The 26,547-nt window shown below is 40.0% G+C and carries 22 protein-coding genes; 5 read left to right on the top strand and 17 right to left on the bottom strand.

The window, feature by feature from the left end; genetic code table 11:
• Window positions 1-79: 79 nt before the first annotated feature.
• Complete coding sequence (locus M1F05_RS09640; RefSeq protein WP_206084264.1) at window positions 80-538, bottom strand: GNAT family N-acetyltransferase; 459 nt, start codon at window positions 536-538, stop codon at window positions 80-82.
• A 102-nt stretch (window positions 539-640) separates the two neighbouring features.
• On the opposite strand from M1F05_RS09640, the gene M1F05_RS09635 reads away from it, so the two are divergent.
• Complete coding sequence (locus M1F05_RS09635; protein ID WP_206084263.1) at window positions 641-2,128, top strand: PLP-dependent aminotransferase family protein; 1,488 nt, start codon at window positions 641-643, stop codon at window positions 2,126-2,128.
• A 101-nt stretch (window positions 2,129-2,229) separates the two neighbouring features.
• Complete coding sequence (locus M1F05_RS09630; protein ID WP_206084444.1) at window positions 2,230-2,808, top strand: YebB family permuted papain-like enzyme; 579 nt, start codon at window positions 2,230-2,232, stop codon at window positions 2,806-2,808.
• 49 nt (window positions 2,809-2,857) lie between these two features.
• On the opposite strand, the gene M1F05_RS09625 is transcribed toward M1F05_RS09630, so the two are convergent.
• The 11 genes from M1F05_RS09625 to M1F05_RS09575 all read right to left on the bottom strand — a co-directional run bounded on the left by M1F05_RS09625 (window position 2,858) and on the right by M1F05_RS09575 (window position 16,287).
• A complete protein-coding gene (locus tag M1F05_RS09625; RefSeq protein ID WP_206084261.1) occupies window positions 2,858-3,538 on the bottom strand; it encodes a CerR family C-terminal domain-containing protein in 681 nt (226 codons plus the stop codon).
• 21 nt (window positions 3,539-3,559) lie between these two features.
• Complete coding sequence (locus tag M1F05_RS09620) at window positions 3,560-4,825, bottom strand: M24 family metallopeptidase (RefSeq protein WP_206084259.1); 1,266 nt, start codon at window positions 4,823-4,825, stop codon at window positions 3,560-3,562.
• Window positions 4,826-5,084: 259 nt separating this feature from the next.
• Entirely contained in the window at window positions 5,085-5,432 is a 348-nt protein-coding gene (yajD, locus tag M1F05_RS09615; protein ID WP_206084257.1) for a YajD family HNH nuclease, read from the bottom strand.
• A 142-nt stretch (window positions 5,433-5,574) separates the two neighbouring features.
• Window positions 5,575-6,606: a methionine synthase gene (locus M1F05_RS09610; RefSeq protein WP_206084255.1), complete on the bottom strand. Its 1,032-nt coding sequence runs from the start codon at window positions 6,604-6,606 to the stop codon at window positions 5,575-5,577.
• Window positions 6,607-6,635: 29 nt separating this feature from the next.
• Window positions 6,636-7,613 (bottom strand): DUF1852 domain-containing protein, encoded by a 978-nt coding sequence (locus M1F05_RS09605; protein WP_206084253.1) that lies wholly within the window; start codon window positions 7,611-7,613, stop codon window positions 6,636-6,638.
• Window positions 7,614-8,026: 413 nt separating this feature from the next.
• Complete coding sequence (gene ahpF, locus M1F05_RS09600) at window positions 8,027-9,601, bottom strand: alkyl hydroperoxide reductase subunit F (RefSeq protein WP_206084251.1); 1,575 nt, start codon at window positions 9,599-9,601, stop codon at window positions 8,027-8,029.
• Between the two features lie 126 nt (window positions 9,602-9,727).
• Window positions 9,728-10,291: an alkyl hydroperoxide reductase subunit C gene (gene ahpC / locus M1F05_RS09595; protein WP_206084249.1), complete on the bottom strand. Its 564-nt coding sequence runs from the start codon at window positions 10,289-10,291 to the stop codon at window positions 9,728-9,730.
• Window positions 10,292-10,477: 186 nt separating this feature from the next.
• On the bottom strand, window positions 10,478-11,602 hold the full coding sequence (locus M1F05_RS09590) for an ABC transporter permease (protein ID WP_206084442.1): 1,125 nt from the start codon (window positions 11,600-11,602) through the stop codon (window positions 10,478-10,480).
• Window positions 11,603-11,607: 5 nt separating this feature from the next.
• Window positions 11,608-14,364 carry a ribosome-associated ATPase/putative transporter RbbA gene (gene rbbA / locus M1F05_RS09585; protein WP_318826049.1) on the bottom strand — a complete coding sequence of 919 codons (2,757 nt, stop codon included), beginning with the start codon at window positions 14,362-14,364 and terminating at the stop codon, window positions 11,608-11,610.
• Window positions 14,361-15,431 carry an HlyD family secretion protein gene (locus M1F05_RS09580; protein WP_206084241.1) on the bottom strand — a complete coding sequence of 357 codons (1,071 nt, stop codon included), beginning with the start codon at window positions 15,429-15,431 and terminating at the stop codon, window positions 14,361-14,363. Before M1F05_RS09580 ends, rbbA begins: the two co-directional genes overlap by 4 nt.
• A gap of 379 nt (window positions 15,432-15,810) precedes the next feature.
• Window positions 15,811-16,287, bottom strand: a complete 477-nt coding sequence (locus tag M1F05_RS09575) for a GNAT family N-acetyltransferase (RefSeq protein ID WP_206084239.1) — start codon at window positions 16,285-16,287, stop codon at window positions 15,811-15,813.
• A 413-nt stretch (window positions 16,288-16,700) separates the two neighbouring features.
• On the opposite strand from M1F05_RS09575, the gene M1F05_RS09570 reads away from it, so the two are divergent.
• Window positions 16,701-18,443, top strand: coding sequence for an ABC-F family ATP-binding cassette domain-containing protein (locus M1F05_RS09570; RefSeq protein ID WP_206084238.1), 1,743 nt, complete (start codon window positions 16,701-16,703; stop codon window positions 18,441-18,443).
• A gap of 239 nt (window positions 18,444-18,682) precedes the next feature.
• Here M1F05_RS09570 and M1F05_RS09565 read toward each other — a convergent pair whose 3' ends face one another.
• The 5 genes from M1F05_RS09565 to M1F05_RS09545 all read right to left on the bottom strand — a co-directional run bounded on the left by M1F05_RS09565 (window position 18,683) and on the right by M1F05_RS09545 (window position 24,306).
• Window positions 18,683-18,880, bottom strand: a complete 198-nt coding sequence (locus tag M1F05_RS09565; RefSeq protein ID WP_206084236.1) for a DEAD/DEAH box helicase — start codon at window positions 18,878-18,880, stop codon at window positions 18,683-18,685.
• A complete protein-coding gene (locus tag M1F05_RS09560) occupies window positions 18,873-19,430 on the bottom strand; it encodes a PadR family transcriptional regulator (RefSeq protein ID WP_206084235.1) in 558 nt (185 codons plus the stop codon). The genes M1F05_RS09565 and M1F05_RS09560 overlap by 8 nt, the downstream gene beginning before the upstream one ends.
• Window positions 19,431-19,720: 290 nt before the next feature.
• Window positions 19,721-20,869: a tyrosine transporter TyrP gene (tyrP, locus tag M1F05_RS09555; protein ID WP_318826048.1), complete on the bottom strand. Its 1,149-nt coding sequence runs from the start codon at window positions 20,867-20,869 to the stop codon at window positions 19,721-19,723.
• Between the two features lie 77 nt (window positions 20,870-20,946).
• A complete protein-coding gene (locus M1F05_RS09550) occupies window positions 20,947-22,890 on the bottom strand; it encodes a pyridoxal phosphate-dependent decarboxylase family protein (protein WP_272516288.1) in 1,944 nt (647 codons plus the stop codon).
• 405 nt (window positions 22,891-23,295) lie between these two features.
• On the bottom strand, window positions 23,296-24,306 hold the full coding sequence (locus M1F05_RS09545; protein ID WP_371007147.1) for an NAD(P)H-quinone oxidoreductase: 1,011 nt from the start codon (window positions 24,304-24,306) through the stop codon (window positions 23,296-23,298).
• Between the two features lie 364 nt (window positions 24,307-24,670).
• Here M1F05_RS09545 and M1F05_RS09540 point away from each other — a divergent pair, with 364 nt between their 5' ends.
• Window positions 24,671-25,426 carry an FNR family transcription factor gene (locus tag M1F05_RS09540; RefSeq protein WP_068443675.1) on the top strand — a complete coding sequence of 252 codons (756 nt, stop codon included), beginning with the start codon at window positions 24,671-24,673 and terminating at the stop codon, window positions 25,424-25,426.
• 125 nt (window positions 25,427-25,551) lie between these two features.
• Entirely contained in the window at window positions 25,552-26,499 is a 948-nt protein-coding gene (uspE, locus tag M1F05_RS09535) for a universal stress protein UspE (RefSeq protein WP_206084232.1), read from the top strand.
• Window positions 26,500-26,547: the final 48 nt, after the last annotated feature.

Raw genomic sequence — 26,547 nt, 5'->3', positions numbered from 1 at the left:
CCCACTCCACTAAAAAGCCCGTTGTTATCAAACAACGGGTCAGTCAGTCACTGAAATGTAGGATATGCTACTACATTGATTACAATGGCATTCTATATTCAATCACCCCTGGTTTCTCTGCCACCCAGTTATACAGTTTTTGCCCGCGTAAATTAGTTTCTTGTGTATGCCAATATAAGCGACCACATTGTTTATCTTGTGCTTGCACTTGAACAAATTCAATAAGCTGCTTACCAACGTGACGCCCTCTCATTTCTGGCGTGACATACAAATCTTCTAAATAGCAAAAGTCATTTTTTGCCCATGTTGAACGATGAAATAAATAGTTGACGAAACCAACCACTTTGCCATCTTCAAGAGCGACTGCGCAGTGCATAGGCTCATTATCGTCAAAAAAACGCTCCCAAGCTTTTAATGTTACCTCTTCACTTAATTCAACTTGATAGAACTTTTGGTATTCCAACCAATACACTAACCATTCTGGATAATGTTCTGGGGCAACAAACTCAATCGTAACTGGTAATGTAGCTTTATTCATAATAACCCTTCCATTTGTAGATATATTACATAATGTGGTTATAGTACAATCCCATCTGGTGCTGTATAAGATACACTTTTGTTATTTATTTAGGATCCACTTATGCGACGTAAACAACAAGCTCAGTTTCCATTGCTCCTACTTGATAAGGGATATATAAAAGAAAATGTGTATCACACGATCCGCAATGCAATCTTAGATGGTCGTATAGCTTCAGGTGTGAAACTACCGTCCTCAAGGGCTTTAGCTGAGATGATGTTTATTTCGCGTAACTCAGTCATTGCAGGCTTTGAGAGGTTAATTGATGAAGGCTATTTGTATTCCAAAAAAGGCTCTGGCACTTATGTGTCAGCAAATATTCCTGACGAATTAGTTCGTACAGCATCGACTTCACAAACAATTAAGCAGCCTGAATATAATGCACTTAATCTTAATCCTAAAGTCGCAATATTGACAAGTTTGTGGAATCAATCACGACCAAATACAAAATCGCGCCAAATGTTTAATATTGGTATCGGTTGTGTTGATCAGTTTCCTCATGAACTATGGGGAAGATTATTAGGCCGTGTTTGGCGTAAATCGAAACAAACTATCCCTTTTTTCAATCATCCAGATGGGTTTACGCCCCTTAAGAAATTGCTGGTGGATTATGTTCACTCCACTCGCGGCGTTCACTGCAAAGAGAAACAAATTATCATTGTCAATGGAACCCAACAGGCAATTAACTTAGCTGCGAAAGTACTGTTACAACAAGGTGATAAAGTTTGGCTTGATGACCCAGGCTATGACAGCGCTCGCGCTATTTTAACTGCAGCAGGGGCTGAAGTTTCACCGATACCATCCGATTCCGAAGGCATGGATATCGCTTATGGTGCGAAACACCATGGAGATGCCAAATTAGTTTATACCGCTCCTTCCCATCAATTTCCTTTAGGCACTACATTAAGTCTATCCCGCCGTTTAGCATTGCTTGATTGGGCACAACATAATAATGCATGGATTTTTGAAGATGACTATAACAGCGAGTTTCGTTTTTTATCTAAGCCAATTCAAGCATTACAAGGCTTAGACAACCAGCAAAGAGTCATTTATGCGGGCACATTTTCAAAAATGATGTACCCAGGGTTTCGCTTAGGTTTTTTAATTGTGCCAGAAGTTCTGAGTGAAGCATTTACCATGATGAAATACTACAGTGATAGCCATTGTGGATACCTAGAGCAAGCCTCTCTAGCCCAGTTTATTCAAGAGGGCCACTATGCTCGCCATGTGCGTAAAATACGCAAAATATGCCATGATAGGCAGAACGCGTTTTTCAATGCGATTAACCTGTACCTCCCTCATTTATTTGAAGTACAAATGACAGATTCAGGAATACACACTGTATGTTGGATAAAGGCTGGGTACGATATTAATCTTATACTTGAACAGTGCCGCTTATTAGGTTTTGGTGCACAGCCTTTATCACGATATTGCATTAAAAGTACCAAGCAAAACGCCATTTTATTTGGTTATGCAGCACATACTGAAACTGATATTGTGCACAATGTGAAGTTACTAAGTGAGCAGATGAATAAGATATACCCAAGCTAAACAAAGAAGATTTTACGCTTTTATCTGATAGTCAGATTTTTGCTAAGCTTTATAACTATACCTTAATGATATTCTTTCATTTATATTGAGGTATTGTAATGATGCAAACAAACTACCCCTATGAATATGAAGTGGGTGATATTGTTTTTACCAGTATTGGTACCGAGTTATTTCGTCAAATTGCTTCAGCCTCTTTATGTTGGAGCAACCATGTCGGTATGATCATCGGGCACGATGGTGAAGATTATTTAATTGCCGAAAGCCGTGTGCCTTTATCCACAACCACGACACTTTCACGTTTTATCGCTCGTTCTTCAGATAAGCGTTATAGTGTACGCCGTTTCGCCAACTCGTTAACACAAGAGCAAAAAAATGCCTTGGTTGCACAAGTCCCTGCCCGTTTAAATAAGTTTTACCATACGGGGTTTAATTATGAGTCGCCAAGGCAATTTTGTTCTAAATTTGTCTTTGATATTTACCAATCTGCCTTATCTGTACAAATTGGTGAAATTGAAACGTTTGAAGAATTATTAACAAAGAATCCGAATGCAAAATTAAATTTTTGGAAACTTTGGTTTATTGGTCAAATACCTTGGGAACGCACTACTGTAACGCCCGCCAGTCTGTGGAATCATCCTGAGCTATCGTTAGTTTACCGCAGCCACGAAGATATCCACTAATTGAAGAATAGAATATTAGCGAAGTCACCGAACGTCGCCTAAAAGTGGCTTAGTATACTAAGCCACTATTCCCTATCATTAAAGCTTGAATTGCCATCAAGCTGATTTGCTGCAATATATCACTCAATAAACGTTCATCAATTTGCTGAGCATTGAGTCGCTTAAGAAAAGGTTTTCGCGCGACAACAAAACCTAATACTTGTCCTATCAATACATGAGCTCGGATAATCGCGGTTTGTTTATCAATGCGATTAATCGTTTGGATCAGCCCTGACAAACGTGTATGGAAAGGTTCGATAAAGTCCCGATAAATAACATCATAATTTTCTGTAGGCTCAAGTTGCTCACGAAGAATAAGCACGGAATAATATTCATGCTTTGGTAATAACAACGCATTCCCTAACCCTGTTATCAATAAACTAATTAACTGATTTGCTTGCGCCTGCTCAATAGGTGTTTGTTGCATAGCTAGTTTAAGCTGTGCATCAAACGCCTGAACATTACTTTCCCGAGATAAATCGCTCGCAATTTTTTGAATAACAGCGCAATAAACACCTAGCTTTCCCCCTAAATGATAGGGAATTGCAGACTGGTTAACACCCGCACTTTCAGCCAATTGTCGCGTACGAACGCCATTGATGCCATGAATCGCAAATTGTTTAATCCCTTCATTAATTAACTTTTCTTTCGTTAACTCTGATGAAAGTATGTTTTTATTTGTGTCATTCATATCTTGCTGTTATTCCTAAAATTATATGTCCGCGCGCATAAGATAAGTAGAATTATTATTCAGTTCAATCCCCCTATCTTTACCGACAACCACTGTGCCACCGAGATTACATAAATGATAGCCAAATGCGCAGTTAGGTTCAAAGGCAAACGTCATCCCTTCCTGCAAAACTAATTCACGCCCTGGATTTGGCAACCGTTCTAATTGACGGTATTTTTGGGCAATAGGTAATGACTCAATACCAGGGGCTGTGCCAAAGCCAATAGGCCCATAAGGATTAATACTGTGGATCAATGGATGTACATGCCACCCCTTCGATTTTAACAGCGGTTTTTCCATTTCATCCACCACTTCACCGAATGTGACCCCCTCTTTAAGGTACTCAACACCAATTTCATAGCATTCCCTTGCAACAGCTGCCGCTTTTTCGATATTGGGATGAATTTTCCCCACCGCAACCGCGGCTTGGTGCTGTGTTTCATACATGCCATACAGAGCAAATATTTCTGTTAACACAATATCACCTTGCTGTATCTTTCGTGGCGTTTGTGAACGGTATTGCCACGCAGGCTGACCCCACCCAATATATTCAGGTCCTGAACCCATCAAAATTTCGGCGGTGAATCCCCCCATAGATAAACATTTCGCGGTGACTGCCGCCGCAATATCCGCCTCTGAATTACCGACAATAGCTGTAGAACGCATCGCTTCACTCATTGCCTCACCTATCATTGCAGCATATTTTACATGCTCAAGTTCTTCTGCACTTTTCACGGAGGCGAGTTGAAAAAACGAGCGGTAAACAGGGACAAAATTTAACTGAGGTAAACGCGCTTTTATTCCCGTCAATGTGTTATACGGCATTGCACCATCGAAATAAAATGGCGGGTAAGGCTCTAACCCCACTACACCAACATTCGCATTTGCAGACACACCTAAATCAACAAATACCTGCGCAATATTACGCCCTGTTTTCCCTACAACTATTTGCTCTGGTGATATCCACTGCCTATCACCTCGCATTTGTGCTTGCATATGATCAGCTACCATCATGGGGGCGAATGTGACTACCAGTGGGGCTTTATCTTGATGGAAGATCACAACCGACCCTAAACGATCATTGGTGAAATAGTGATCAATACAAAACGGTGCGGGTGCCGCTGATTCCCTGTCCCCATAAACCATAAGGACTTCAAGATCATGCAGTTTCATGATTTTCCGCGCAATCCCCCATCGTCTATCGCGTTCTTCAAACGAAAATGGACTTGGTATCGTTAGGTTATTCATCTGTTTCCTCTCTTATTTATATTTAATTCATTTGAATGAATTAAATATAGTCCGCATTGAGAGATAAAGTCAAACCCTTGCTTGACCATTTTGTGCTAATGACTAAATTCTATTTTGATATGCAATCAAACAGTGAAAGATTCTAATCCATTGGAAACAGCTCGCCTAAAACACAAATGCCTCTTTATCAGAGGCTTAGTTAAAGGCAAATAAGATAAAGCTAAAGACTCTAGCTTATTTTTCGATAGGTGACTTGTTATTATTTTTTCTTGTTTAACATCGATTTCAAATCAGCAAATGGGTTATAAGTTGCCGCTTCGATATCATTTTGTGCATCTTCCCCCGCCACAACATTGGTGCCATACATGTCTGCTTCTGTGTATTTTGAATGCTCATGATCATGGCAAAATAAACATAATAGCTCCCAATTGCTGCCATCTTCAGGGTTATTGGTATGATCATGGTCGATATGGTGAACCGTTAACTCGCGTAAATTCGAATATACAAACTCGCGAGTACAACGTCCACACACCCACGGGTAAATTTTTAGGGCTTTTTCACGGTAGCCGCTTTCTAAACGTGCGTAGTTTTTAGGGATTAGAGCCATTGCCGACATTCCTATTTCAAAAAATTATTTAATGATAATTCATCTAATATACCTCAAGTTAGACTGAAATAAGAAATCTAAGGCAACAAAAAACCCAGATATTGATTCTGGGTTTCTCTTGATTCGCTATTATTCGAATAGATTACTTATTTAACAGCTCTCTACGGATAATCTCTGCCCCTGCACTTAAGGCATTGAGTTTACCCGTCGCAACTTGGCGCGACAGTGGTGCCATTCCGCAGTTAGTTGATGGATAAAGCTTATCTGCATCCACAAATTGAAGTGCTTTACGCAACGTATTAGCGACCTCTTCTGGCGTTTCGATGACATTACTTGCCACATCAATCGCCCCGACCATCACTTTTTTGCCACGAATGAGCTCAATTAAATCCATTGGAACATGGGAGTTATGGCACTCCAGTGAAATAATATCGATACTCGAAGTCTGCAGCTTAGGGAATGCTTCTTCATATTGGCGCCATTCAGAACCCAACGTTTTCTTCCAGTCTGTATTGGCTTTAATGCCGTATCCATAACAGATATGCACTGCTGTTTCACACTTCAGGCCTTCAATCGCCCTTTCCAGCGCCGCCACCCCCCAATCGTTCACCTCATCAAAAAATACATTAAACGCAGGCTCATCAAACTGAATAATATCAACGCCTGCGGCTTCGAGCTCTTTTGCTTCCTGATTCAGGATCTTAGCAAATTCCCATGCCAATTTTTCACGGCTTTTATAATGGTTATCATACAACGTATCAATCATAGTCATTGGGCCTGGTAATGCCCATTTAATCGGCTGTTTCGTTAACTGGCGCAAAAATTTAGCATCTTCAACAAAGACTGGTTTTTGACGCTCAACAGCCCCAACTACCGTCGGAACACTCGCATCATAACGATCACGGATTTTAACCACTTCACGCTTTTCAAAATCAACGCCACTGAGATGTTCAATGAATGTAGTCACAAAATGCTGGCGAGTTTGCTCACCATCACTCACAATATCAATCCCAGCACGCAATTGATCTTCGAGGGATAAACGCAGCGCATCTTGTTTCCCTTCAATTAATTCTTCATTTTTTAACTTCCAAGGCGACCAAAGGGTTTCAGGCTGAGCAAGCCAAGAAGGTTTTGGTAAACTGCCAGCGGTAGATGTTGGTAATAATGTTTTCATAATAATTGACCTTAAATTTTTATCATTAATCAAAGTGCGTAGCTAGCAGACCATTGTTCTAGAATATGCTTATAGGGTTCAATAAAATGCTCTTCTGTATATTTCCCCTGTTCAATAGCCAATCGGCTACGTTCTTCGCGGTCATAAACAATTTTTGTTAACGAATAATCTTGGTTCGTTAAACTCGGTTGATAACATTGCCCTGCAACTGAATTTGCATTATAAATTTCTGGGCGATAAATTTTCTGGAATGTTTCCATCGTACTGATCGTACTAATCAGTTCAATATTGCTGTAATCGCTCAGCAAATCTCCCGTAAAATAAAAGGCTAATGGAGCAACACTGTTTTGTGGCATAAAATAACGAACTTGTAATCCCATCTTTTTAAAATATTGATCCGTTAATGAAGCTCCATTTTGCTGATATTCGATACCTAATACTGGGTGCTGATTACCCGTGCGATGGTAAACATCTTTATTTGAGACGCTTAAACAAATAACTGGCGGCTTATTAAAATGTGCTTTGTATTCGTTCGAGTTAACAAAACATTTAAAGATATTTCCATGTAAATCGCCAAATTTTTCAGGAATACTAAAGTTTGTTTGGTCTTTATTGTGATCTAACAATAAAACACTGAAATCATAATCACGGACATAAGAAGAAAAATTATTTCCGACGATTCCCTCTGTACGTTGCCCCGTCTTGTTATCAACGATGTTTGTTTTTAATACCTCAATCACAGGGAAGGTATTGGCATTATTTTCAACACGCATTTCCACAGAAATAATTTCAAGCTCAATTGCATATCGGTCACTTTTCGGGTTATCCCAATAGGCTAACGTATTAAAACGGTTGTTCATCATGGCAAGCGTGTTACGCAAATTTTCTTGACGATTTTTCCCTCTAGCTAAATTAGCAAAGTTAGTTGTGATCCGTGTATTTTCAGAAGGATTATAATTTTCATCAAAAAGACTACTTTTAATCGTAAATGTAAAATTTTTGTTCATCGTCTTGTCGCACCCTAAATTCCAAGATGGAAACTAAATTGACTTCTTGATTTTTTAGAAGTTTTTGTTTCTCATTCATCAATCTTTATGTTGTAAATAAGTTAACTTGTTAGCGTTAATTCATTTATGCCAGAGCCGCTGAATGAGTGAAAGCGACTTAATTTCACTACAACATGAATGAAATTCATGATCATGGATATGACTGGCTTTGTGCAGTATTTAGATCTGTATCACATAATTTAGATTAAAAAGGTATAAGTAAAAAAGATGAGATAAGCCTGGTTATTGATAGGTGTTGAACTTACGAGGAGCCTAGTTTGATATTTTAATGTTCAGAGTTTACACACAAAAAAAAGGCACTCGCCCCCGAGTGCCTTTTGACTACAACTCACTGAATATAAAGTAAATTACACCTATTCAGCGGTTCTGGTACTTGTGCGGATTAGGTAATCAAAGGCGCTAAGTGCGGCCTTTGCCCCTTCTCCAGCAGAGATGATAATTTGCTTGTAAGGCACTGTTGTACAATCCCCTGCTGCGAAAATGCCTTTCACACTGGTTTCATTACGTGCGTCGATTTCAATCTCGCCCATACGGTTTCTTGCAACTGTATCACCTAACCAATTGGTATTTGGCAATAAACCGATTTGTACGAATGCACCTGCAACCTCTAAAGAATGCACACTTTCGTCTGTACGGTCTTTATACTCAAGGCTAGTCATTTTGCTACCGTCACCTTTTACTTCAAGGGTTTGGGCATTTACAATAATATCGACATTCTTCAAGCTACGTGCTTTTTGTTGTAATACAGAATCTGCTTTAAGTTCTGGCGCAAACTCAAGCACAGTGACATGCTCAACCACACCCGCTAAATCAATGGCAGCTTCAATACCTGAGTTACCACCACCAATAACTGCAACGCGTTTGCCCTTAAACAACGGACCGTCACAGTGTGGGCAGAATGTCACCCCTTTGGTGCGATACTCTTGTTCACCAGGAACGCCCATGTTTCTCCAACGCGCACCTGTCGAAATAATAATACTGCGTGATTTTAAAATACCACCAGATGCTGTTTCGATTTGGTGTAAACCACCTTCTTCAGCGGCTGGGATCAGTTTAGCCACTGATTGACCATCAATCACATCAACATCATAGCTATCAACGTGGTTTTTCAACGCGCCAGCAAAAATGGCACCTTCCGTTTTGATAACGGAAATATAGTTTTCAATATCAACGGTATCCATCACTTGGCCACCAAAGCGCTCACCGATAACACCTGTGCGGATACCTTTACGTGCGGTGTAAATTGCAGCTGATGCGCCCGCGGGACCACTACCAATCACTAACACTTCAAAAGGTTCACGTTCAGTCAATGACTTAGCGGCGCGTGCATCTGCATTAGTATCAACTTTGCTGACAATTTCACTCAATGTCATACGGCCTTGGCCAAATTCTTTGCCATTTAGGTAAACGGCTGGAACGCCCATCACGTTACGCTCATCAATTTCATGTTGGAAAAGCGCACCATCAATGGCGGTATGGCTGATATTTGGGTTTAAAACTGCCATTAAATTCAATGCCTGAACAACGTCAGGGCAGTTATGGCAAGATAATGAATAATATGTTTCGAATTGGAACTCGCCTTCAAGGCCTTTTACTTGTTCCAATAACTCTTGCGCTTCTTTCGATGGATGCCCACCAATTTGCAATAGTGCTAGCACAAGAGAGGTAAATTCGTGTCCCAGTGGCGATCCTGCAAAACGCAAACCACTATCAATACCTGGGTTAGTAATTAAAAATGATGGCGTTCTTATCGCACTATTACGTTCTTCACGTACACTCACTTTGTCAGACAACGAGGCAATTTGATCGAGCAATTGCTTAATTTCGTTTGATTTTTGGCTGTCGTCTAAATTGGCAACTAATTCAACGGGTTTAGTTAAACGTTCTAAATAGGCTTTTAATTGGGCCTGTAAATTGTTGTCGAGCATGTAATCCCCTTTAATTTTAATCCTAAAATCGGGTACATATACCCGCCATACTGCAAGTTACAGGCAAGGCATCATTGCACTAAATGCCTGTAACTCGAGTCATCTAATATTCAATCAAAAGATTAATTAGATTTTGCCGACTAAATCTAAAGATGGAGACAATGTTGCATCACCTTCTTTCCATTTAGCTGGGCAAACTTCACCTGGGTGGCTTGCAACGTACTGAGCCGCTTTCACTTTACGCAGTAAGTCTGCTGCATCACGACCAATACCTTCAGCAGTGATTTCAATCGCTTGGATAATACCTTGAGGGTCAACGACAAATGTACCACGGTCTGCTAAGCCTTCAGCTTCACGCATGTTTTCAAAGTTACGCGTTAATGCGCCTGTTGGGTCGCCGATCATCGCATATTTGATTTTACCAATAGTGTCTGAGCTTGCGTGCCATGCTTTATGTGTAAAGTGTGTGTCGGTAGAAACAGAGAAAATTTCAACACCTAATTTTTGGAATTCTTCGTAGTGGTCTGCAACGTCACCCAGTTCAGTTGGGCAAACAAACGTAAAGTCAGCTGGATAAAAGAAGAAAACACTCCATTTACCCGCAACGTCTTTTTCAGAAACTTCGATGAATTTGCCATCTTTAAATGCTTGGTTAGTAAAAGGTTTGATTTGAGTATTAATTAATGACATATGATGTTCTCCTGTTTGGTTGCCTATTAAGTTACTGTTTTACAGCGACTTAATCCAATCAGTACGCGCTATCGATTTGATAGGCATAATCTAATCATTTATTAATAATTGATAGGCAAATTATTAAAACGCTTACTGAGGCATTCAGCAAGCGTTTTCTTTTTAGGTAGGCAATTTAGGACGTTATTACGCCATTGTGGCAATGGTTTTGCGAAAACGAATTAAGGCGAGTGCAAAGAAAACACTGCCAATAACCAGTAAAATAGCAAACTGTGACCAAACAATCTGGAAGCCTGCTCCGCGATACAAGATAGCCTGTGCAAGGCTCACAAAGTGGGTGGTCGGCATCGTTAACATAATATCTTGCACTAATTGTGGCATACTTTCCCGCGCCGTCATCCCACCAGAAAGCATATTCAATGGCAATAAGACTAAAATCATTAATAACCCAAACTGTGGCATTGAACGGGCGATTGTCCCCATAAAAATACCTATGGATGTTGTCGCAAAAAGACTTAAAGCAACGCCACACATAAAGAGCAAAATCGAGCCTTCGATTGGGACTTGCAACAGTGTCTTCACTACTAGCATCAATGAAACTCCTGATGCAATCAGCACCACCAATCCCATTGACCATATTTTAGACATCATGATCTCAAAAGGCGTCAATGGCATCACCATTAGATGCTCAACCGTGCCATGCTCTCGTTCACGGATCAACGCTGCCCCCGTTAAAACAATCGATAACATAGTGATATTGTTAATAATTGCCATCACGGAACCAAACCACGATTGGGTTAGGTTAGGATTAAAGCGCATCCGTACTTCCAAATCAACAGGCAAGTTCGCATTACTGCGGTATTTCGCTAAGAACTCATTGACCTCACCAAGGGTAATATTTTGAATATAACTATTCCCTAAAAATGCTTGGCTCATACGTGTTGCGTCAATATTCACTTGAATTTCAGGGCTCCTACCCGCTAAGACATCCCGTTGAAAATTAGGCGGAATATCCAAGGCAAAAGTATATGAACCTCGGTTAAGCAAGCCATCTATTTGATCAGGCGTAATATCCGCAGGCGGTAAAAAATAAGGGGCATAGAAGCTATTAATAATCCGGTTTGATAACTGCGACTTATCTTGGTCTGCAATGGCTATCGGGGCGTTATGTAAAGACCCTGGTGTCACCGTTGCGGATGAATAAATCGAAACCGTAAAAGCAAAAACAATCAAAGCCAGCATTGCTTTGTCACGCCCTAAGCTTCGTAACTCCTTAACACCTAAATTAAAGATATTTTGAATTTTACGTATCATCATTAGGACTCCTGTTTTTTCAGGAACAATACACTCAGCCCGATGACAAGAGGAACTGTAATCAACAACGGGATAAATGATGCCTGTAAATCAAACAAGTTAAGGCCTTTGGAGAAAGTCCCTCTCGTGATAGTGAGAAAGTGTGAGGTTGGATAAAGCATGCCCACCCAACGCCCAATTCCCTCTAATGATGAAACTGGGTCAATCATTCCAGAAAACTGTGTTGCGGGAATTAATGTGATGATCGACGTACCAAAAATGGCCGCGATTTGGCTTTTCATGAAGCAAGAGATGAGTAATCCAATCCCTGTTGCAATACTAACGTACAAAAATGCAGCCAAGGTCAACGTTAAAAAACTGCCTTTAAATTCCACACCAAAAATATACACCGACAAAATACAAAGCAGTACAAAGTTAAACATCCCCAATAAAATGTAGGGGAGCTGTTTGCCCAGTAAAAACTCTAATTTGGTGATCGGGGTGACATAAAGGTTAATAATTGAACCCAACTCTTTTTCACGCACCACACTTAATGCACTTAACATTGCTGGAATCATCATTAATAACAATGGGATAACGGCAGGAACAATCGCAGGTAAACTGCGTACGTCAGGGTTATAACGATACCGTGTTTCTATATCAATAGCAGGCATACCCGCTACCCCTACAGGCTGCCTAGCCGCCATGGTACTTAACCATGCAAGGTGCATTGCTTGAACATAACCGCGAACCGTTTCTGCACGATTTGGCATTGCACCATCAATCCAAACACCGATTTTCACATTACTTCCACGGGCAATATCACGAGCAAAATTTGGGGGTATTTCAATAGCGACAGTGATTTGACCACTGCGCATGCCTTCTTCAAGTGCGTCATAATCTTGAAGAGGTGGCTGTTCAATAAAATAACGGGAACCTGCAAGGTTTAACGTATAACCTTGGCTTAGGCCTGTCTGGTCACGGTCTAGCACAGAAAAACGTAAGTTTTCAACGTCCATACTGATCCCGTAGCCCATAATAAACATCAAGATCACCGTACCAAGCAAAGCAAGTGTGGAGCGCACTGGGTCTCGTCGCAACTCCATGCCTTCACGGATGGAATAGCTGAATAAGCGACGTAAACTAAAGCGTTTTTTTAAGGCTTCTGTGGCTTGCTCTTTTAGCTCTGGATCAACATGGAACTCAGGTGCGGTTTCGGTTCCTTGTCCTGCATCACCCACGGCATCTTGTAAGTATGCAATAAAGGTTTCCTCGAGTGTCGCCAAACCGCGCTTTTTGGTGAGATTAACTGGGGTATCGCAGTCAAGTACCTTACCTGCGTGCATTAAGGATATACGGTCACAGCGCTCCGCTTCGTTCATAAAGTGCGTAGAGATAAATATTGTGACGCCGTCACGTCTTGATAGATCAACCATTAAATTCCAGAACATGTCTCTGGCTACAGGGTCAACACCCGATGTGGGTTCATCCAGTATTAGCATCTCGGGTTCGTGGATCACCGCAACCGCTAAAGATAAGCGCTGGCGTATACCTAATGGTAAATCATCAGGCATCGTATCCCTGACTTCATCAAGTTCAAACCGTTGGCACATGTCATCAACACGACGAGCAATTTTGTCTTCTGGAATATGAAACAGTTTTGCATGTAAAACTAAGTTTTGTTCCACACTCAGTTCGCTATACAGAGAAAAAGCCTGTGACATATACCCAACTCGTTTACGCGTTTCGATATCCTTCGGGTCAATTTCTTGCCCAAATAACCAAGCCTGCCCTTCACTCGCCTGCAAAAGCCCAGTCAGCATTTTCATCGTTGTTGATTTACCGCAACCGTTTGAACCTAAAAAACCGAATATTTCCCCTTTTGGGATCTTAAAATTCACGTGGTCAACAGCAACGAAATTGCCAAAACGCATCGTTAAATCTTGCGCTTCAATTGCGATAACATCATCTTTTGAGGTGTCTCTCGGAGGGATCACCACTTTCTTGTGGCCACTGCGTTTTTCTTCAGGCAATAGTTCAATGAAAGCCGCTTCTAGATCATCACATCGTGTTTGGGCTTTTAATTCCGATGCATGCCCTGTCGCTAATACTTTTCCATCATCCATTGCCACCAGCCAATCGAATCTCTCCGCTTCCTCCATATAGGCTGTTGCCACTAATACACTCATATTAGTTTGACGCAAACGGATACGATCAATGAGATCCCAAAACTGAGCACGTGATAAGGGGTCAACCCCTGTGGTAGGCTCATCAAGAATTAACAAGTCTGGATCATGGATTAATGCACAACATAAACCAAGTTTTTGTTTCATGCCCCCTGATAATTTACCCGCAGGTCTGTCTTTAAACGGCGCTAACCCCGTACTTTCAAGTAGATCCTGAATGCGATATTCCCTTTCCGCCTTTGATTGGCCAAATAAACGACCGAAAAAGTCGACGTTTTCATACACGGATAAGGTATGGTAGAGGTTTTTACCAAGCCCTTGCGGCATGTAGGCAATTCGAGGGCATACTGCGCGACGGTGTTCAGCATCATTCATATCGCCATCAAGTACAAACACATTACCTTGTTGAATAGCCCGCGCCCCTGCTATCAACGAAATCAAGCTGGATTTCCCCACACCATCAGGCCCTATCAACCCAACCATCTTGCGAGCTGGAATCGACAGCACAATGTCATCCAATGCACAATTTTCACCATAATGCTGGCTGACATGCTGTATATCAATGATCACATCATCCATCAGTTTATTGGTCATTGTGGTAATCTCACCTCAAGTTCAGTAGGCCAAGATTCATTTGAGTCCAAACGGACATAAGCTTTACCTGGTAGACCTGTTTTCACATATTCAAGGTGTTGTTCGAGTAATTCAGGGGAGATACGCGCACGAACGCGGAACATCAGTTTTAAGCGTTCATTTTGTGTTTCAACGGTTTTGGGTGTGAACTGGGCAACACTGGCAACAAAGGTCGTTTTAGCAGGAATAACAATATTAGGTGCAGCATCAAGAATAATGTGCACATCGCTTCCCAGAGCCACTTTTCCTGCATCTTCTGTTGGCAAGAAGAACGTCATGTATACATCACTTAAATCCACCATATTCAATACTCGCCCCCCAGCGCCAAGGACTTCTCCAGGCTCTGCAACACGGTATTGAATACGCCCATTACGAGGGGCTTTTAAAATACTGTCGTCTAAATCAGCCATAATGCGGCGCTCTGTAGCGGTTGCTGCATCGACTCGGTTTTTAGCTTGAACAATGCCAGCACTTGCAGAGTCAATCGCAGATGTTGCTGCAGCAACTTGGGCTTTTGATGCTTCTAAAGCTGCACGTGAGCCCTGCATTTGCGCGGTATCATCATCAACCTGTTGCTGAGAAACCGCTTTAGTTCTCACCAATGCTCTTGAACGATTAAGACGCTTTTGTGCGGCATCAAGTTCAGCTTCGCGTTGGCGTACCACTGCCTGAGCGGCTACTTTTTCACTTTTGCGTTGAGCAAGCGCAGACTCTGCGGTGGTGACAGCACTAATCGCTTGGCGTAATTGTGCTTGGACTTCATGGAGTTGTTCTTGAAGCGCACGAGTATCCATACGGGCTAATTCTTGCCCTTCTTTGACAAAATCCCCTTCTCTTACATTGATGGTTTCAATTCGACCTGCAGTTTTAGTCGCAATATCAATCTCTGTCGCTTCTATACGCCCATTACTTTGCGCAAAACCAGAGGGTAACCCACCTGAATTTATGCTCCAGTAGTAAAAACCACCAGCTGCAATAATGAGTATTAAAATGATGTAAAAAGATATTTTTTGCTTATTTATTTTCATACCATCCCTTTTCCATTAAATGAGAAAACAATGAACAACAATTATTTTTATTAACCTGGTGAAATTAATAAAGCCATATAATTGTTAATATGCGAAATAAATACGGCCAAATACGAAAAAACAAAATTATATTTTTAAAATAGGTTAAATCAGTGTCATTGCTATTCAACTATCAGCTATCTATCTAATTTAACGGAAGTTTATCAAAATTTGGATTAAGTATAGTTGCCTTGCATCACAAAAAATCAGAATAAATTAACAAAATTCATCAGAAGGCATTAATTGTACAACTTTAGATGAAAGAATATAAAAACAAAGCCAGTAAATTTATTTTACTGGCTTTTTCAGACAAACTTTATATTCGTTTAATTATTAGCGATTAACGTGCAAACTCTGCAATTGTTTTTTCATCCATACGGTAACGAACCCATTCATCTTGTGGTTGCGCGCCGATGCTTTTATAAAAATCAATTGCTGGTTGATTCCAGTCTAAAACACTCCATTCAAGACGTTGGCACTTCCTTTCTACGGCTAATACAGCGATATGTTTTAGCAGTTTTTTTCCTGCACCTGCGCCACGAAAATCGGGAGATACATAGAGATCTTCCAAGTAAATACCGTTATTACCTAACCAAGTTGAATAGCTAGTAAAGAAAACCGCATACCCTGCAGGTTTATCATCCACATAACAAATAAGGGCTTCTGTTTTAGAATCTGCGCCAAATAGTGAATTTTCGATATCAGCAACACTGGCCTTAACTTCATGACGAGCTTTTTCATACTCTGCTAATTCAATTATCATCGTTAAAATCAATGTAGCATCTTGCATTGTTGCTGGCTTTATTTCTACGTTCATTTGCGGCTCTCTTGTTATTTGAACGGCAATTTTATGCCTTACATCTTGAACGCCCAACACTTAGCAATTTAATTCATATGAACTCACACGATATAAGCGATATTTATACCTGTAATCCTACCTATTACTACAACCGTTATGAAAAAACGCATTTCTGGATTTTGATCCTTCCCCTATGTTTGTTATGATTCGTACATTGTTCAACCTAACGAAAAATAAGGAGGCTAATTTATGCTGTTGTGTGATCTCATTGAATACTCACACTTCTTTGGTAATCGCCAGAGCTCAGGCTTTCACAGTTTTATACTGCGATAACCCTGCCTGAGCGAAGCCACAAAGAGATCTTCCCTCAGCTTACTGGGTTGTCGTTATGACTATCCAAGGCATTGTCATGCCTAAAATTTGAGTAAGCTATGAGCACTTTATTATCTGTAAAATCATTAAATTACGACATTTCTACCCACACGCTATTAAATGATGTTTCATTCACCTTGCAACAAGGCGACCGCATCGGCTTAATTGGCCATAATGGCAGTGGAAAAAGTACGCTATTAAAGTTACTTACCCACCAGCTATCCCCCAACAGCGGTAGTATTACCTACGCAAATCACTGTGTCACGGCGTATATCGAACAACATTTACCCGAAGATGTTGCCCATCTGACACTAATTGAAGCACTGGTTCAAAAAATGTCAGAACAAGACAAGGTCACTGAACGCTGGCGGGCTGAAGTATTACTGTCAGAATTAGGTTTTACTACCCAGCAATGGGAACAAAAAGCCAATGAAATGAGTGGCGGCCAACATACTCGTCTCTTGTTAGGCCGAGCCTTAATTGAACAGCCTGACTTATTATTGCTAGATGAACCCAGTAACCATTTGGACTTGCCCACCTTAATTTGGTTAGGTAATTTTCTGCAGTCTTGGAGGGGCAGTTTTGTACTGGTTTCCCACGACCAAGCTTTACTTGATAAAGTCACTAACTGTACGTGGGTTTTACGTGATAAATCGTTACATTTTTATCGGTTACCTTGTAGCGAGGCACGCCGTGCCATGGCTGAAAAAGACATTACCGATGAAAGACGAAATCAGGCGGAGCAAAAAGAGATTGACCGAATCGCCTCTAGCGCAAAACGCTTGGCTATTTGGGGGCATGTTTATGATAACGAGGGCCTTTCTCGCAAAGCGAAACAAATGGAAAAACACATTGATAGACTTAAAGAAACTCAAACAGAGCTCACTGAAGGTTATCAATGGAAATTGGCATTAAATGGTAAACCAATCCCTGCAGACCGAGTTCTCGAGCTCGAAGGAACTGAAGTTTCAACGCCTGCGGGAGAAAATTTGTTTAAAACTGCGTTTCATCAGGTGAAAAGTGGTGATCGTATCGCCATTATGGGAGCAAATGGTTGCGGTAAATCAACCTTATTGCGTCTTCTTTGGCAACATTATCAGCAGGACTTACGCTATAGCAAACACTTAAAGTTTCATCCCACAATTCGTGCGGGATATTATGACCAACAGCTAGAGCAGCTAAATGATAATGATAGCCTCGTGGATGCGCTACGCCCTTTTGCCTCCATTACGGATGAACAGCGTAAAATGGCACTTATTGGCGCTGGATTTGCTTATGCACGTCACCAACAAACCGTGGGAACACTCAGTGGTGGCGAACGTGCACGACTGCTTTTTATTGGTCTAAGCTTGGCACAATATGAACTTATTTTATTGGATGAACCAACTAACCACCTTGATTTAGAAGGAAAAGAGGCATTGAGTGAAGAAATTAGCCAGTTTTCAGGGGCATTATTAGTCGTTAGTCACGACAGGTGGCTAATTGAAAATAGCTGCCAACGTTTTTGGTTTATTGATGAGAATCGATTAGAGGAATACCTTAATATCGATGATATTTATCATAAAATTGAACAACAAGCGCAATTATTATCTCACAGTAATACAGATCCTGTTAAACACAGCCATACTGTAAATACTCCCCCAAAGGTCATCTCCCATGAAGATGAGTTGTTAGAAAAACTATTGGTGTTAGAGGAAAAATTAGAAGCTGATAAGCAGCGTAAATTAAGCCACCAAAAACCATTGTTACAACAACAATGGGTTGATGAAATAGCACAAATACATGCCCAATTAGGGTTGTAAGCTTACCCCCTGATTACTGATGTAGTCAGGGTTTTTTTTAATCCAAATAAAATATAGAGCAGATATCAATCAAAGGATATGCAGAGTTTACAAAATAATTATATTTTTAGTTAAAGCCATTTGGCTTTTCTTAAACATCAAAATAGATTTATTTAAAATGTGGCATGCATTCATCTAGTAGTAGTTAACCACCAATTCAGTCCACTGTTGAATAAAGATTTTGTAAACCATTCATCTTATTATTTGATTTTTTGTTTTTTTGCGCGCTTAAAATAAGATGTAGGCACATTTGGGCAGACAACTTCTTTAAATTTATCATCTTTCTTTGTGCTTTTTTCGGCTTCGTTAGATGTAGAAGTATTATCCTGTGCCGCTTTACGATTATCTGTCATATATGAGTGCTCTTTTGCTTGAATTATATCATTAGTTTTAGCCATTTGATTTTCCTTCCGTCACTAATACCGCGTTGACCTCTTCTATTCGTTCAACTGCTTGGTTAATGATTTCAACGACTTTTGCTGACTCGTCTTTACTTAATTGCTGTAAAACGATTTTGTGCCTCAAAAGTGATTTAAATTTATCCACTGCACATTCAATCTCATTAGCAAATTGGTTTCCCGCTTTAAGCTCTTGTGCATAATTTAACTTTAGTTGAACTTCTGCCAAAAGTTCAGCTTTTAATAATAAAAAGCACCGCCCTTCTGGAGTGATGACAAAACACTTACGACCTTTGTCATTCTCTTTACCCGTTCCCGCAGTAATAAAACCTAATTCTTCTAATAATGTTAGTGTAGGATAAATAACCCCAGGGCTTGGGCAATAAAACCCTGCCGTTTCCTCTGAAATTTTTTTGATCAGGTCATAGCCGTAATTTATTCCCTCAGTCAGTAAGTGTAGAATATATATTCTTAACTGTTTAGGGTTAAACATTCGACTCACACTCTTACCATTACATAAGCAAGGATCAAGTTGTTGTTCGTTTGCCATTCAAATTCTCAGTGTTTGTTTTGATGCCAAAACCGATATATCGGATATAATAGTCACTTCTACAAAAAATGCTAGCTTTAGATATATCTGTTTTTGTGCATAACGTGCTAATGATAATCATTCTTAGTTAGATTATACGCATTGATATAACTTAAAGCAGTCATTATTGTGCTGTAAATTATCTGAATTGCTCGCTTTTGAGCATAAAAAAGCCAGTCCGTAGACTGGCTTAAGACTGCTGACAAACCGATTAGGTTTGACTGCAGGTTAGATCGGTATTATCCAATTTATTAACCAATATTGGGTAATACGTTAAATACAATACCCAGCTGAACACCAATCACGACTATTCCACATAAAAATACGACCAGCAATCCAATCGGGCCACCTAATACTTGGTATCGACGCTGATTTAATGTGCGAGACTTAAATGCCATTGCGCTTGGTAATAATAACGCAAGAATTGATAAGGCGATTGCGGCATAACCCAGTGCCATCACAAACCCCTTCGGATAAAACAACGCAAACACTAAAGGTGGTCCAAACGTCAACAAACCTGTTTGTATACGCCCTACCGCGTTATCTTGTCGCTTAAATAAGTCCGCTAAGAAATCAAATAGCCCTAACGCGACGCCTAAAAATGATGTTGCTAGCGCCAAACTCATAAACATCTGTGCAACTAACTCTGTGCGACCTGATTGTGCCACATCTTTAATCGCATCTAATAAGCCATTAAGCCCTACATTTTCTGCCAAAATACCCACAAACGTCGTTGTTCCGATACTCCCCAGCGTCGCAATTTGCCATAAAATATAAGCAATAAGGGGAATGGCGCTACCAATAATAAAGATAACTCGCAGTTTTTTAACGTCTCCCCCCATATATTTCACAATACTTGGGACACTGCCGTGAAAACCAAACGATGTAAAGAAGACAGGGATCGCAGATAAAATCAGGACTTTCTCCGTTGGAGCAGCCAATAAATTTTGTTGCTCTACATGCGGCATCATTAACGCCAAAATAATGACTAAGAAAATAATTTTTGCAGTGAATAATATACGATTAATAAAGTCTACTGACGAAGTCCCAAAACAGACGACCCCACCACCAATCACCGTAAACAGGAGTATTCCCATCCAATCCGCCATGTCAACCGCAAAACTGCTTTTAAGATTTGACGTGATGATTTCACCCGCCCCACTCACATAAGCCGCGGTTAAGGCGTACATAAGAAACATCATGCTAAAACCAGTAATAAATTTGCCCCCAGATCCTAAATAGCGCTGAGCGACACTACCAATGCCTGTTTCATAGGATTCATGCTGGTAAACTTCAACCAAAAGAAGTGCGGTGTAGCACATCAAGGCCCATAAGGCTAATAACATGCCTAAACTAACTAAAAATCCGTTACCCGCTGCCGCTATTGGCATTGCCAACATCCCTGCACCAATCGTCGTACCTGCAACAATAAAAATACTACCCAATGTGCGATTTTTCATATTGAGATCCTAACAAATTAATTAGAGGCTAATTTATAATTGGAGTGATTTATTTTATTTTCTTCATCAACGAGTTGTTGTAATTTTTCTTCAAACGTTGCGATTAATGCACCCCAGTAATTTTCAAAATGCTGCTTATCACGTAAGCAATGAGTCATTACTGCTGCTCGTAATACATACACAGACTGAACGTTATGCCATTCACTGTCAGTAAAGTTAGCATCTCGACATAAATTCAATGGATTATCACCATATTCTTCGTAGGTTAATGATGTTGACGAGGTTAAAAAGTCGTTTGAATAGGTGCGACCTGCTGCATAAGAACACAGTTCATAAAGCCGTTTGTTTAAGCGGTTTTGCTTTTCTAAAGAGGGATTTCCTAATTCACGGAACATAAAGTTAATCATGTGAAAATCAGGATCTGGCATTGCAAAAATTGTAAACTTACGCCCATCAATATTAAATTCCTTGCACTGATTGATTTTTTCAATCATCCAGTTGGCCGTTGTAATACCCGCAGCAAGCACTTTGCCATATCCCAAAAGATTTAACGGAACTAACCTGTGTGCAGCCCAAACAGCGGCTGCTGTCGCCCCTGCTTTTGAACCTTCCATTATCGATGAGCCTAAAATAACATTGTGCTGCTTGTCTAATTTATGATGTTTTTCCTGAACGTCTTCAAATACATAAGCTGCATGATAAGAAATCAAATCAACAATACGCTTATCCTTCATACAAATAGCCCCTGCACCATATGGAATAAAGCCTACTTTATGAGGGTCTACTGTAATTGAATCCGCTTGATTTAGTGCTTTAAAGCTTTCATACACATCCAATTTTGGCCAAATAACATCTTGAGGGAAAATACCTTCCTGATGATAACGATGAATAAGTGCGTCATATTCTATAAACTGGTTATCTTCATCACGGAACATCGCACACGCATAACCTGCATACGCTGCATCAACATGCACATAAAAAGACACTCCGTATTGCTCTTCACATTCACGACGCAAATCAATAACGGCTTTTACATCATCTATAGCACCTGTTTCTGTTGTACCGACAACAGCAACAACGGCAAGAATTGGCTCTCCTTGCTCTATTAATGAGAACACGGTTTCACGCATTTTCTGCACATCGGTTCGATAGCTTGTATCAACGGGCAATTGCACGATATTTTGTTGACCAAGCCCCAAAATATCCATCGCTTTCATCCATGAATAGTGCTTAGATTGAGGGACTAACAATTTCCCCAAGGTATGTAATGATACACCTGTACCGCGTGCTGTTAGCTCTCTCACCTCTTCAAAAGTATTTAACTTTTTTAATTCATCAATGAGTTCCAAAACGGCAGCGACTGGTAAATTGAGCAGTTCTTTTTCTGATTTTCCAATTAACAAATGCTGAGATTTTTCATGTTGGGCAATGGCTATAGGTAAACTTTTAAGATTTCGTGCAACCCACAGACCTTCATAATTCGCAACAGTTCCGCCTGATGTAATATGCCCCCAGGATTGATTCACGTTATAACCAAACATGTTGCACAAGTCTAATCCTGCTTCGATTTCCAGTGCGGTGGTCGTAGGAGAGGACTCTTGAGCACAATTATTGGGGTTGTACATCATCGCCATCACATAAGCGAGATTTGAAACCATGAGTGTATCCGCATTCATATGCCCCATATAACGAGGTGAAAACCAAGGAACAGATGTACTTTTTAACTTTGAGGATAATTGATTAAGGATCCCTTCCGTTCGATACAATGTATCTCTATACTCAGGGGCATAGCGGTCAACAGTCGTAATATGGTCAGGATCTTCAGGATGGTAACTTGAACGCCAATGCATGTGTTCCGTAACAGAATACTCCATCATCTCTTTAAAAAAGACTGCATTTTCAGATTTTGGGCCTAAGAAAAGTGCATCCACATTCATTTTCGAATTATTAAAATTATTCATTTAACTACACCTTCAAATTACAATTAGGTAACGCTTAATTGCACTTAAGTTAATTCACTTAATATCATTGGAAAGTGCATAACGGGCTGTATGCATATAAAAGATATCAATATATTAATGATATGCATTTAAAAATATCATTTAAGCATTAATTATTGATAAACAAACCGTTAATGGCCAACTTACTTATAGATATAATTCATTTTTATTTAATTATTAACAAACTAATCAGGATTTTGTTTGGAATTGTGGGCAGGCACAAAAAATCAAAATTTATTTAGCTGTAAAGAGATATTTACGCTGAAAAAGCTTGATAATGTAAATTATTTGTTATAAAGAAAGTGAACTCCAACGACTTTCTATTCGCAGATAGAAAGCCGTCAGCCTTATAATGAAAATGCACAACTAGCTATTTTTTAAAACTATTTTTCCAATCAGGTCACCCGACTCCATATATTGATGAGCCTCTTTTATTTGTGATAACAGATACAATTTGTTAATAATTGGTTTTATTTTACCATTTTGCAACATTGGCAAAATATGTTCTTTTAGTTCTGTCGCTATCTGTATTTTTTCATCAATAGAGCGTGAACGCATGGTTGAACCTGTGTGAGTTAACCGTTTAACCATAAGAGGCATCATATTAAGTCGTTCTGGATTTCCCTTCATCATGCCAATTTGAATTATTCGCCCACCTTTTGCAGCAACTAAATAGTTTTTTTCCACATAATCGCCACCAATAATATCAACTACCATATTAACACCACGTGATAACGTGAAATTCTGCGTGGCTTCGACAAAATCATCAGTTCGATAGTTAATAATGCAATCTGCCCCTAATATTTTTGCAGCATTCGCTTTTTCTTCCGAACCGACGGTGGTGATCACTGTTGCCCCCATTGCTTTTGCTATCATAATGGCCACACTGCCAATACCCGATGTTCCCCCGTGGATGAGCACCGTTTCATTTTTTTTAAGTTGGCCAATCTGACACATATTTGCCCAAACAGTAAAAAAGTTTTCAGGAATAGCGGCACCTTCAATAAATGACAAATTGCCTAGCGGCAATGCAATATCCTTATGTACTAAGCAATATTCTGCATAACCTCCACCTGCTACTAATGCACAAAGTGTGTCACCTAATTGCCAATTATCAACATCGTCTGCTTTTGCAACAACTGTACCTGCTATTTCTAACCCCATAATTGGAGATGCATCGGCAGGAGGTGGGTAAGAACCCTTTCGCTGAAAAATATCGGGGCGATTAACCCCTGCGGCTTCAACCTTAACAAGTAAATATCCTGCAGAAATTCTGGGCAGCGGTTTTTCAATTAATTGCAACTTTTCAGGGCCACCTGGTTCAATAATATTCACAACCGTCATTGTAGTGGGTAAAGGCTGTTGAACATGTGTCATCATGGTCTCCTTTTAGAGGTTAATTTGAAAAATTGATATTTTTAAATTTATTTTTGTGTTAAATTAATGCTAATTAGTTTAATGAATCGTGCTTTAAAATTGCATTTTTAAGTATTAATTCTAATAATGACGTAAGTCAGCTTTTTATTGTTTAGGTGCTAATATTTAATCTATATCAAACATAATATTTAATAATCTGCGTTAATTTAGCATTAATGTCTAAATTAACTAATTTGATGGCCCCTACTTGTCTGGCTATTTTGTCTAATTAGTCAATTCTGTCCTATATTACTACTTACCAGCCGCCTTATCTTATGTTAAAATTGACTCATATCAATAATTTTAACTTGATTGAGCATTTAATATGATCCCAGAAAAAAGAGTTGTTCGTCGCATCCAGTCTGGTGGTTGTGCAATTCATTGTCAGGACTGCAGTATTAGTCAACTTTGCATTCCTTTTACTCTGAATGAACATGAACTGGATCAACTTGATAATATCATTGAGCGTAAAAAACCGATTCAAAAAGGCCAAGCATTATTTAAGGCTGGGGATGAATTACGTTCTTTATATGCCATCCGCTCAGGCACGATAAAAAGCTACACCATAACTGAAGAAGGTGATGAGCAAATCACAGGTTTCCATTTAGCAGGCGACCTCGTCGGTTTTGATGCTATTATTCATACACAGCACCCAAGTTTTGCACAAGCACTTGAAACATCTATGGTTTGTGAAATTCCATTTGAAACGTTAGACGATTTATCAGGCAAAATGCCGAATCTACGTCAACAAATAATGCGCTTAATGAGTGGTGAGATTAAAGGCGATCAAGAAATGATCCTTTTATTATCCAAGAAAAATGCGGAAGAGCGTTTAGCTGCATTTATTCTTAATCTCTCTCATCGTTTTGCTGAACGTGGTTTTTCACCAAGAGAATTCAGATTAACCATGACTCGTGGTGATATCGGTAATTACCTCGGTTTAACCGTCGAAACAATTAGTCGCCTATTAGGCCGCTTCCAAAAAAGTGGCATGCTTAGCGTAAAAGGCAAATATATCACTATCGAAGATATGACTAAATTGACTGATATTGCAGGTAAAGTTTCAGCAATTACTTGCTAGCTTCCCCAAACGGATCACATTAATGGTGATCCGTTTTCGTTTTTTTCCCCAGATTTCTTGCCTATTTAACGCCAATATCTTAGTTTATCTATGTGGAAATATCCGTGTATCGAGAGGACTTCAATATGGCAAACTATAAAAACCTGCTAGTTGCAATTGACCCAAATCAGGATGATCAACCTGCATTAAGACGAGCTGTCTACATCGTGCAGCGTAATGGTGGACGGATAAAAGCGTTTTTACCCATCTATGACTTGTCTTATGACATGACAACACTGCTCTCTCCTGAAGAACGTAACGCTATGCGTAAAGGTGTCATCAGCCAAAAAGCGGCGTGGATTAAACAGCAAGCCCACTTCTACCTCGAAGCGGGTATTGATATCGAAATAAAAGTGATCTGGCATAACAAGCCTTATGAGGCCATTATTCAAGAGGTCATCAGCGGTGAACACGACTTGTTATTAAAAATGGCTCATCAGACCGATAACTTTGAATCCATTATCTTCACACCTCTAGATTGGCATTTACTCAGAAAATGCCCATCTCCCGTTTGGATGGTAAAAGATAAAGTTTGGCCTGATCACGGGTCGGTGGTGGTTGCGGTTAACTTATCTAATGAAGAATCCTACCATGACGACTTAAATATTAAGTTAGTGGAAAAAACGCGTGATTTAGCGACACGAATTATTAAGGAACAAGAAATTCATCTTGTCAGCGCCTACCCTGTCGCCCCGATGAATATTGCAATTGAGCTGCCTGATTTTGACCCAAGCCTTTATAATAATGCGCTACGTGGTCAGCACCTAATTGCCATGAAAGAATTAAGACAAAAATTCAGTATCGATGAGAAATACACGCATGTTCGCGAAGGATTACCAGAGAAAATCATTCCAGAAATGTGTGAGGAATTACAAGCGGGTGTCGTTGTACTGGGCATTTTAGGCCGTACTGGCCTATCCGCAGCGTTCTTAGGAAATACCGCTGAACACGTTATTGATAAACTAAAATGTGACTTATTAGCAATAAAACCTGATGGTTTTGTGTGCCCTATTAATGCCGCTGATGATGACTAAACCATTACCTTAAGTATTTAACCCCCATACTTTTGGGGGTTTTCTATT

It is taken from the genome of Providencia sp. PROV252 (genome assembly GCF_033676005.1).
In the GTDB taxonomy this organism is placed as follows: domain Bacteria; phylum Pseudomonadota; class Gammaproteobacteria; order Enterobacterales; family Enterobacteriaceae; genus Providencia; species Providencia vermicola.
This window is presented reverse-complemented; position numbering and strand designations above follow the sequence as displayed.

Bases quoted from the DNA above. Each gene is read 5' to 3' on its own strand.
- M1F05_RS09640 (WP_206084264.1), bottom strand. From the start codon at position 538: ATGAATAAAGCTACATTACCAGTTACGATTGAGTTTGTTGCCCCAGAA.
- M1F05_RS09635 (WP_206084263.1), top strand. From the start codon at position 641: ATGCGACGTAAACAACAAGCTCAGTTTCCATTGCTCCTACTTGATAAG.
- M1F05_RS09630 (WP_206084444.1), top strand. From the start codon at position 2,230: ATGCAAACAAACTACCCCTATGAATATGAAGTGGGTGATATTGTTTTT.
- M1F05_RS09625 (WP_206084261.1), bottom strand. From the start codon at position 3,538: ATGAATGACACAAATAAAAACATACTTTCATCAGAGTTAACGAAAGAA.
- M1F05_RS09620 (WP_206084259.1), bottom strand. From the start codon at position 4,825: ATGAATAACCTAACGATACCAAGTCCATTTTCGTTTGAAGAACGCGAT.
- yajD (WP_206084257.1), bottom strand. From the start codon at position 5,432: ATGGCTCTAATCCCTAAAAACTACGCACGTTTAGAAAGCGGCTACCGT.
- M1F05_RS09610 (WP_206084255.1), bottom strand. From the start codon at position 6,606: ATGAAAACATTATTACCAACATCTACCGCTGGCAGTTTACCAAAACCT.
- M1F05_RS09605 (WP_206084253.1), bottom strand. From the start codon at position 7,613: ATGAACAAAAATTTTACATTTACGATTAAAAGTAGTCTTTTTGATGAA.
- ahpF (WP_206084251.1), bottom strand. From the start codon at position 9,601: ATGCTCGACAACAATTTACAGGCCCAATTAAAAGCCTATTTAGAACGT.
- ahpC (WP_206084249.1), bottom strand. From the start codon at position 10,291: ATGTCATTAATTAATACTCAAATCAAACCTTTTACTAACCAAGCATTT.
- rbbA (WP_318826049.1), bottom strand. From the start codon at position 14,364: ATGACCAATAAACTGATGGATGATGTGATCATTGATATACAGCATGTC.
- M1F05_RS09580 (WP_206084241.1), bottom strand. From the start codon at position 15,431: ATGAAAATAAATAAGCAAAAAATATCTTTTTACATCATTTTAATACTC.
- M1F05_RS09575 (WP_206084239.1), bottom strand. From the start codon at position 16,287: ATGAACGTAGAAATAAAGCCAGCAACAATGCAAGATGCTACATTGATT.
- M1F05_RS09570 (WP_206084238.1), top strand. From the start codon at position 16,701: ATGAGCACTTTATTATCTGTAAAATCATTAAATTACGACATTTCTACC.
- M1F05_RS09565 (WP_206084236.1), bottom strand. From the start codon at position 18,880: ATGGCTAAAACTAATGATATAATTCAAGCAAAAGAGCACTCATATATG.
- M1F05_RS09560 (WP_206084235.1), bottom strand. From the start codon at position 19,430: ATGGCAAACGAACAACAACTTGATCCTTGCTTATGTAATGGTAAGAGT.
- tyrP (WP_318826048.1), bottom strand. From the start codon at position 20,869: ATGTTGGCAATGCCAATAGCGGCAGCGGGTAACGGATTTTTAGTTAGT.
- M1F05_RS09550 (WP_272516288.1), bottom strand. From the start codon at position 22,890: ATGAATAATTTTAATAATTCGAAAATGAATGTGGATGCACTTTTCTTA.
- M1F05_RS09545 (WP_371007147.1), bottom strand. From the start codon at position 24,306: ATGACACATGTTCAACAGCCTTTACCCACTACAATGACGGTTGTGAAT.
- M1F05_RS09540 (WP_068443675.1), top strand. From the start codon at position 24,671: ATGATCCCAGAAAAAAGAGTTGTTCGTCGCATCCAGTCTGGTGGTTGT.
- uspE (WP_206084232.1), top strand. From the start codon at position 25,552: ATGGCAAACTATAAAAACCTGCTAGTTGCAATTGACCCAAATCAGGAT.